This window comes from Stenotrophomonas sp. S41, from assembly GCF_016624625.1.
In the GTDB taxonomy this organism is placed as follows: domain Bacteria; phylum Pseudomonadota; class Gammaproteobacteria; order Xanthomonadales; family Xanthomonadaceae; genus Stenotrophomonas.
On sequence record NZ_JACVTV010000048.1, the window covers coordinates 20,811 to 28,121 of the forward strand.

General features: G+C 67.7%; 6 protein-coding genes and 1 pseudogene. 4 read left to right on the forward strand and 3 right to left on the reverse strand.

Annotated elements, in window-relative coordinates:
- Nucleotides 1-91: 91 nt before the first annotated feature.
- Nucleotides 92-1,579: a glycine betaine/L-proline transporter ProP gene (gene proP / locus IAE56_RS11745; RefSeq protein ID WP_200752677.1), complete on the reverse strand. Its 1,488-nt coding sequence runs from the start codon at nt 1,577-1,579 to the stop codon at nt 92-94.
- Nucleotides 1,580-2,178: 599 nt separating this feature from the next.
- Here proP and IAE56_RS11750 point away from each other — a divergent pair.
- The 3 genes from IAE56_RS11750 to IAE56_RS11760 all read left to right on the forward strand — a co-directional run bounded on the left by IAE56_RS11750 (nt 2,179) and on the right by IAE56_RS11760 (nt 5,082).
- Nucleotides 2,179-2,595 carry a host attachment family protein gene (locus IAE56_RS11750; RefSeq protein WP_164072546.1) on the forward strand — a complete coding sequence of 139 codons (417 nt, stop codon included), beginning with the start codon at nt 2,179-2,181 and terminating at the stop codon, nt 2,593-2,595.
- 4 nt (nt 2,596-2,599) lie between these two features.
- Entirely contained in the window at nt 2,600-2,923 is a 324-nt protein-coding gene (locus IAE56_RS11755; RefSeq protein ID WP_200752678.1) for a thioredoxin family protein, read from the forward strand.
- Between the two features lie 161 nt (nt 2,924-3,084).
- Complete coding sequence (locus tag IAE56_RS11760; RefSeq protein ID WP_200752679.1) at nt 3,085-5,082, forward strand: DUF4034 domain-containing protein; 1,998 nt, start codon at nt 3,085-3,087, stop codon at nt 5,080-5,082.
- Between the two features lie 180 nt (nt 5,083-5,262).
- Here IAE56_RS11760 and IAE56_RS11765 read toward each other — a convergent pair whose 3' ends face one another.
- Nucleotides 5,263-6,150 carry a carbon-nitrogen hydrolase family protein gene (locus IAE56_RS11765; RefSeq protein ID WP_200752680.1) on the reverse strand — a complete coding sequence of 296 codons (888 nt, stop codon included), beginning with the start codon at nt 6,148-6,150 and terminating at the stop codon, nt 5,263-5,265.
- A complete protein-coding gene (locus tag IAE56_RS11770) occupies nt 6,147-6,734 on the reverse strand; it encodes a GNAT family N-acetyltransferase (protein WP_200752681.1) in 588 nt (195 codons plus the stop codon). The genes IAE56_RS11765 and IAE56_RS11770 overlap by 4 nt, the downstream gene beginning before the upstream one ends.
- A gap of 75 nt (nt 6,735-6,809) precedes the next feature.
- Between IAE56_RS11770 and IAE56_RS11775 the strand changes: the two are divergent.
- Nucleotides 6,810-7,202: pseudogene (locus IAE56_RS11775) on the forward strand (ketosteroid isomerase-related protein); the annotation flags it as partial.
- Nucleotides 7,203-7,311 lie beyond the last annotated feature (109 nt).

Here is a 7,311-nt window from a genome sequence, read left to right on the forward strand (position 1 = left end):
GATGAAGCCAGCATGCGCGATTGCGGTTATCCGCCAGTGCAGGGCCGGCATGGGTCGCTTTCACGATCCATGCGCGGGCACCTGCAGTGCCTCAGGCGGGCTTCGGCGTCTCGCCTTCACCCGCTTCCGGCAGCGGCGGCAGGGTTGGGTCCACCGTCACCGGCCCATCGCTCTTCAGCAGGGCGGCGGCTTCCTTGTCGCTGGCCACGGCCGGCGGCGAACCACGCAGCGGCATGTTCGCCGTCTCCTTCACGAACATCATGGTGATCAGGCCGATCACCGCCGCAATCATCAGGTAGTAGGCGGGCACCAGCGGATCGCCGGTACGCTCGACCAGCCAGGCGGTGACCAGCGGCGTGGTACCGCCGAACAGCGATACCGACACGTTGAAGGCGATCGACAGCGCGCTGTAACGCACCGGCGTATAGAACAGCGCCGGCAGCGTGGACGGCATCGAACTGGTGAAGCACACCAGGGCAAGACCCAGCAGCATCAGGCCCAGGAAGATCAGCCAGTCGTTGCCGCTGCCGATCAGCAGCAGGCACGGCACGGCCAGCACCAGCAGCGCGATGCAGGCGCCGATGATCATCGGCCGGCGGCCGAGCTTGTCGCTGAAAAGACCGCCGACGATGTTCAGCGGCATCATCACCAGCATCACGATGATGATCAGCAGCAGGCCCTTGCTCTCCGCATAACCCATGGTCACGCTCAGGTAGCTGGGCATGTAGGTCAGCAGCATGTAGTCGGTGACGTTGAACACCAGCACCAGGCCCATGCACACCAGCAGCTGGCGGCCATGCACGCGGAACAGGTCACCCAGGCCCGGGCGGTCATGCTCGCGCTTCTCGGCTTCCTCGGCGAAGGCGCGGAAGGCCGGGGTTTCCTCCAGCTTCATGCGCATGTACAGGCCGAGCAGGCCCAGCGGACCGGCGACCAGGAACGGGATGCGCCAGCCCCAGTCCAGCATGTCCTCGCTGCTCAGCAGCATGTGCAGTGCGGTCACCGTGCCGGCGCCGGCGATGTAGCCGCCCAGCGTGCCGAACTCCAGCCAGCTGCCCATCAGGCCGCGGTTGCGGTCGGTGGAATACTCGGCGATGAAGGTGGCCGCGCCGCCGTACTCGCCACCGGTGGAGAAGCCCTGCACGACGCGCGCGAGCAGCAGCAGGACCGGGGCCCAGATGCCGATGCGTTCGTAGGAGGGAATCAGGCCGATGGCAAAGGTGCCCAGCGCCATCAGGATCATGGTGAAGGCCAGCACTTTCTGCCGCCCGTAGCGGTCACCCAGCGGACCGAACACCAGGCCGCCCAGCGGGCGCACCAGGAAGGCCACGGTGAAGGTCGCGAACGCGGCGATCACCTGCGCGGTGGGATTGCTGGAGGGGAAGAAGACCTGGCCGATGGTCACGGCAAGGTAGCCGTAGACGCCGAAGTCGAACCATTCCATCGCATTGCCCAGTGCAGCGGCACCGACGGCGCGCTTGAGCATGGGCTTGTCGACGACGGTGATCTCGTCGACCTTCAGGTGGCGGCGGCGTTTGAACCAACCGAAATGGGCATGGGCATCGGGGTTGTCCTGCATGGGGACGTCCTTTCTGTTCTTGGAGGGGGAGTGCGGAATAGGCGGTGTGGTGTGTCCCGGAAATCGGAAACGGCGATGCTGGCGCAACTGGCGCAGGGGCATCGGTGCGGGCGGTCCACGTTGGACCAGGACGTACGGGAAAAGACCACGCACGGGAAACTACGCCGTGGATTGGCGAGGGCTGGTGAAGATCAATGCCAGCGGTGATGGCAGATGCCGGCGATCAGAACGGGCTGACCGGACCAGGCTCGGTGCGCATCGGAAAAACAGTGAAGATCAGCGCCTGAGCGGCGTCATCCACCCGGATCCTGCACGCGGCGAAGGAATGAGGGGGTGGGAGCGGGTGTGGCAAGCGGTACGCCGGTCGGCCGTGCTTCCCACGTAACAGGCGTGCCTGCCACGTAGTACGTCGTGTCGATCATCCATTCATGATAACGGTTACGGCGTGAACTTGCAGCGAAGCGGGCTGTAGCGGACGCTGTGTTCCAGCGCGCCTGTTCATCCGCCTGCCGCAATGACATGCTGTGGACGCAGTGTGGCCGCATCGCTCACAACGCAGCCTTTACGGTGGTGGCGAACCAACGCAACCGGAGCATCGCATGACCCGTCGCATTCCCGAAGGTACCCTTGTCGTCGTCACCGATGGTGGCTCGGCGCGCGTGTTCACCAACGTCGGCACCGATCATCAGCTGACGCTGAAGCAGGAGGGCGAGCTGCGCCTGCAGGACATCAGCGAGCAGGGCGTGTCGGGACAGGGGCCCGCGGGTGCCGTGCCCAAGGACATGTCCATTTCCCAGCTCAACGAAGCGACGTTCGCCAAGCAGGTGGCCGAGCAGTTGAACGAGGATGCGCTGAAGAACCGCTACTCGCACCTGATCCTGGTGGCCGATCCGATCACCCTGGGCCGCATCCGCCCACTGCTGCACAAGGAAACGCAGGCGCGCCTGCTGGATGACCTGGCGAAGAACTTCACGAACGCGCCGCTGGAAGACATCCAGCGCGCACTGGCGGCTTGACGCCATGCCCTTCATGCGCGACCACCAGGCTGTAGAGCCGGCCCGCAGCGATGTCGATGCGCAGGCCGGCTGGCTGCTGATCGAGTTCGGTGCGCCGTGGTGCGGCCATTGCCAGGCCGCGCAGCCGGCGCTGCAGCAGTTCGTGGACGCGCATGATCTGCCGCACTGGAAGATCGAGGATGGCAAGGGCAAGCCGCTGGGCCGGTCGTTCCAAGTGAAGCTGTGGCCGACGGTGGTGCTGCTGCGCGACGGCCAGGAAGTAGCGCGCGTGGTGCGGCCGGTGGACAGCGCCGATCTGTCCACCCTGGTGGCCGCGCTGCCGACGTAGCGCCTGCCTTCCAATGTAGAGCCGAGCCCATGCTCGGCTGCCGTTCCGGCGGCCCCGCCCAACAGCGGTCAAGCAAGCTTGACCACTACCCAAGCAAACCCGGAGCGCAGCCCCGCCGCAGCGCTATAATCCGCCAGTGCTGTCGCTCTGCTTGAATTCCGATGACCTCTCCGCTTTCCGCTGAATCCCCGCGGCGTCACGCCGCACCCGCGATCTGGGATGACCTGCTCGCCCATCGCTTCGAGGCCATCGAGTCCGCCTTGCCCGAGCTCCTCGTACCGCAGGACGCCGAGGGCGGTGCGCGTGCACTGGCCCTGCTTGCGCCGCCGCAGGCGCTGTCGATCAACGCGCTGTGGCAGGCCCTGGCTGTGTGGCAGCGGCAGGTTCCGCAGGCTGATGCGCCACTGATGCTGGCCGCCTTGGTGTGGGACCGCATCGCCGTCGATCTGCGCGGCTCGGGCTGGACGTCAACGGTGGGCGAGGGCGCCTGGTCCAGCGTGCATGCCGCGCAGACCGCGCTGTTCGTCCACGCCATTGCCCTGGCCGATCGCGGGCCATTGCCCTGGCCGCTGCTGCACCAGCTGATGCGCAGCGTGGCGGCGTTCGGTGTGCCGATGTGGATGAGCGACTGGATGCACGATGGCTTCCATCCCGCCGATGGCGCCGGCCCGTGGCGCGACATGCAGGCGCTGCTCGGCGCGTGGATGGCCGAGGCGCCGCGCCTGCCGGAGCTGCCGGCGCAGATGCCTGCGTCCTGGTCTGCCGCGATTCCGCCGCCGCCGGAACTGGATGAGGAGGGCGACCCGATCGCGAGCGACGAGGCTTCGCCGCAGCCGGCACTGGCCTGGCTGCAGATGGGCCTGCAGGCTGCAGGGCACGCACTGCCGCTGCTGGACACCTACGCGCGGCTGCGTACGCCGCGCTGGGGCGGCAGCCATGAAGAGATTCTGGCGCTGGCCGAGGGCCCCCTGGCCGAAGGCCTGGACGCATCGCAGCGCAACCAGCTGCGCATGATCGTGTGGCTGGATGCCATCGACGTGGACAGCATCGACACCGACGACCGCAGCGCGGTGCAGCAGGCCTTCGCGCGCGGCATGGAACTGCTGGCCCAGCCGCAGTCGGCGCTGGAGCGGACGGGTATCCATCTGCAGCTGGCCGAGCTGGCTTCGCGGGTGCACAACGCCGAAATGGCTGCGGCGTACTACGCGCAGGCGGCCGACCCCAGCGTGCCGCGCGGTTTCGATGATCATCAGCTGATGCGCATGCTGCATGCAGCCGCGGCAACTGGCATGGGTGAGTGGCTGGCGCCGGTGGTGGCACGGCAGTGGCGAAACTCGGCCTGGGCGGCGGTGATGCAGGGCGTACTGCGCGATACCGGTTGGTGCGGGGTGACGCCCGATGCGGCGCAGGCCGAGGCGGCCTGGCGCCACGCGGTCGCGCTGATGGTAGTGCCGGCGCCGGGCGCGGACTGCCCGTTCAACGACGTCTACCATGCCTTCGACGAATCGCTGCAGCACACTGCGCTGCTGCACATGGCGCAGGTCGGTGCCGAACTGGGCTTCCCGGAGATGCAGGCCGCGCTGGGCTACCACTACTTCGAGCACGCGCCGTCCTACGATCCGGCGCTGGCCATCCAGTGGTACCGCCGTGCGGCCGAGCAGGATAGTGGCCGCGCGCTCTACAACCTCAGCCTGGTCTACGACCGTGGCCTGGAGGAGGGCGGCATTGCCGGCATCGGCGCGGACGAGCTGGTGCATCTGTCCAATGCCTGCGAGCTGCGCTGCCTGGAGCTGGCGGCGACCGAAGAAGAGTGGGGCGAGCGTCTGCAGCGTCGCGTCCGCAGCTGCGTAGCGGGTGCGGGGTACTACCTGCGCACGCAGGTGCCTGCCGAGGGGCGCCTGCCGCGCCTGCTGGATACGCTGGAGTTCTGGGGTGGACAGGCGTGGACGCAGGCAGCCTGGATGCTGGCGCAGTACTACGCCGCGCGCAGCGAAGTCGAGTTTGACCGCGCGGTGTTCTGGGCCGAGCGTGCCTGCGCGCAGCAGCCGGATGAGGAAGAGGTGCAGGCGTTGCGCACGACCCTGCAGCGCGGCCTGTTTGGCAGCCGCCGCTACCGGCAGGCGATGGAACGCGTGCGCGACGGCCTGCCAGCGCGGTGATGCCCTTGTAGAGCCGAGCCCATGCTCGGCTGTTCTTGTAGAGTCGAGCCATGCTCGACTGCTCTTGTAGAGTCGAGCCATGCTCGACTGCTCTTGTAGAGTCGAGCCTATGCTCGACTGCAGTTCCAGCCGAGCATGGGCTCGGCTCTACAGGAGGCGTCAGCCGAGCATGGCCCGGCGCTACGCCGTCCGCTGCACCATCACCGCAAACTGCTCCGGCCAATCGCGGTACAGCGCCACCTGGCCCTCGCGGCGCACCGCAGATACCGCCGCGGCATCAATCTGCCCGATCAGCCAGCGGCTTTCCTCGGTGAACACCCGCTCGCTCTCGCACAGCACGCCGTTGGCCGGCATGCCGCGGTCGGCCGGCACATACATCGCCGCGCGGCCGTAGTTCACATCCACCGACGGACTCCAGCTGGCCATGCCGGCCGTCGCCGAGACCAGTACCGGCAGCTGGTTCTCCAGTGCACGTGCCTGCGAGCCGATGCGCACGCGGTGGTAGCCGGCCTCGGTATCGGTGCAGCTCGGTGCCAGCAGCAGGTCCACGCCGGCCTCGGCCAGCTGCCGGGCCAGCATCGGGAATTCGGTGTCGTAGCAGATCAGGATGCCCAGCGTGCCCAGCGGCGTGGCGAACGTGCGCAGGCCCTCGCGGCCACCGGCGATGTTCCATTCCTCGCGCTCGAAGCGGGTCATGATGAGCTTGTCCTGGTGGCCCAGCAGGCCCTGCGGACCGAACAGGAACGCGCGGTTGCGGTACTGGCCATCAGCGTCCAGTACCGGTGCCGAGCCCGGACAGAACCAGATGCGATGGCGGCGCGCGATCTCCGCACACAGCGCCTGCCAGCGCGGCAGCAGCGGCTGGATGCCGGCGATGGACGCGGCCAGGTCGCCGCGCTCGGCCGGCCGCAGCTGGCCGGTCAGGGTCATCGCCGCGTACTCGGGAAGCAGCACCAGCTGCGCACCGGCGGCCGCGGCTTCGGCCACATGGGCGTCCAGGTGGGCGGCGTAGTCGTCCCAGTGCTCGAACAGCTCGATGGCGTACTGGCTGGCAGCGAAGCGGATCATGCGGTCAGCGCCTTCAGCCAGAACGACATCGGCTTGGCGGTCTTCTCGCTGTGGCCGACGTCGCGCCAGGTGAAGGACGTGCTCAGCTCGGGATGATGGACATAGCCGCGGTTGTGCCAGAACGCATCCAGCGGCTGGTAATCGGCCGGTCGCAGCGGGTGGTCCCGTGGGCGCTGCACCGCGCTGAAGCAGCACAGGTCGAAGCCGGCCTGGCGGGCATGCGCCTCGCGGGCTTCGAAGAAGCGCACGCCCAGGCCCTGGCCGCGGTACTCGGGCAGCAGCACCGATTCGCCGAAGTAGAAGATGCGGTCGGTGTCCCAGGCACTGCCCAGGAACGGCGCCTGGAACTCAGCGGTCTCCTCGCGCATGGGGATGCCGGTGGACGCACCGACCACGCGGTCGCCGTCCTGGGCCAGCACGATGATGCTGCCGGCGGCTGCCGCGTAGGTTGCCGCGTAGCCGCGCTCGTAGGCCAGGTCGCCTTCGTAGAGATACGGGAAGTCACGGAAGACGCGGATGCGCAGGCGCGCGAGGTCGTCCAGGAAGGGGGTTGCTGCCAGCCCCTGTAGCGTGGTGATGCGCACGTTCGTTGTCGCCCATGGATACTGGGGGTGAGTATAGGCTATGCTCCCCGGCCCGCCCATCCCCAGGATCCCCCCATGACTGCCACCGACGTCATCCGCGCCTACTACGATGCCTTCAACAGCGGCGATATCGAGGCGTTCGTCGCCCAGGTCACCGACGACGTGGTGCATGACATCAACCAGGGCAGTCGCGAGGTCGGCAAGGACGCGTTCCGTGCGTTCTGTCAGAAGATGGCCCGTTCGTACCGCGAGCAGCTGACCGACATCGTGGTGTTCGGCAGTGCCGATGGCAGCCGCGGTGCCGCCGAGTTCACCGTCAACGGCCAGTACCTGGCCACCGACGAAGGTCTGCCCGAAGCGCACGGCCAGCCGTACGTGCTGCCGGCGGGTGCGTTCTTCGAGATCCGTGACGGCAAGGTCGCGCGCATCACCAACTACTACAACCTGCCGCACTGGATCGCCGCGGTGGGGGCTGAAGAGAGGGAATCGAGGGAGCTGGGCAGGGCCCGGCTCCCTCGCTGCACACTTACCAGCTGTAGCTCACGCCCACCTGCGCGGCATTCTGGTGGTAACCACT

Bases quoted from the DNA above. Each gene is read 5' to 3' on its own strand.
- IAE56_RS11750 (WP_164072546.1), top strand. From the start codon at position 2,179: ATGACCCGTCGCATTCCCGAAGGTACCCTTGTCGTCGTCACCGATGGT.
- IAE56_RS11760 (WP_200752679.1), top strand. From the start codon at position 3,085: ATGACCTCTCCGCTTTCCGCTGAATCCCCGCGGCGTCACGCCGCACCC.
- IAE56_RS11755 (WP_200752678.1), top strand. From the start codon at position 2,600: ATGCCCTTCATGCGCGACCACCAGGCTGTAGAGCCGGCCCGCAGCGAT.
- proP (WP_200752677.1), bottom strand. From the start codon at position 1,579: ATGCAGGACAACCCCGATGCCCATGCCCATTTCGGTTGGTTCAAACGC.
- IAE56_RS11765 (WP_200752680.1), bottom strand. From the start codon at position 6,150: ATGATCCGCTTCGCTGCCAGCCAGTACGCCATCGAGCTGTTCGAGCAC.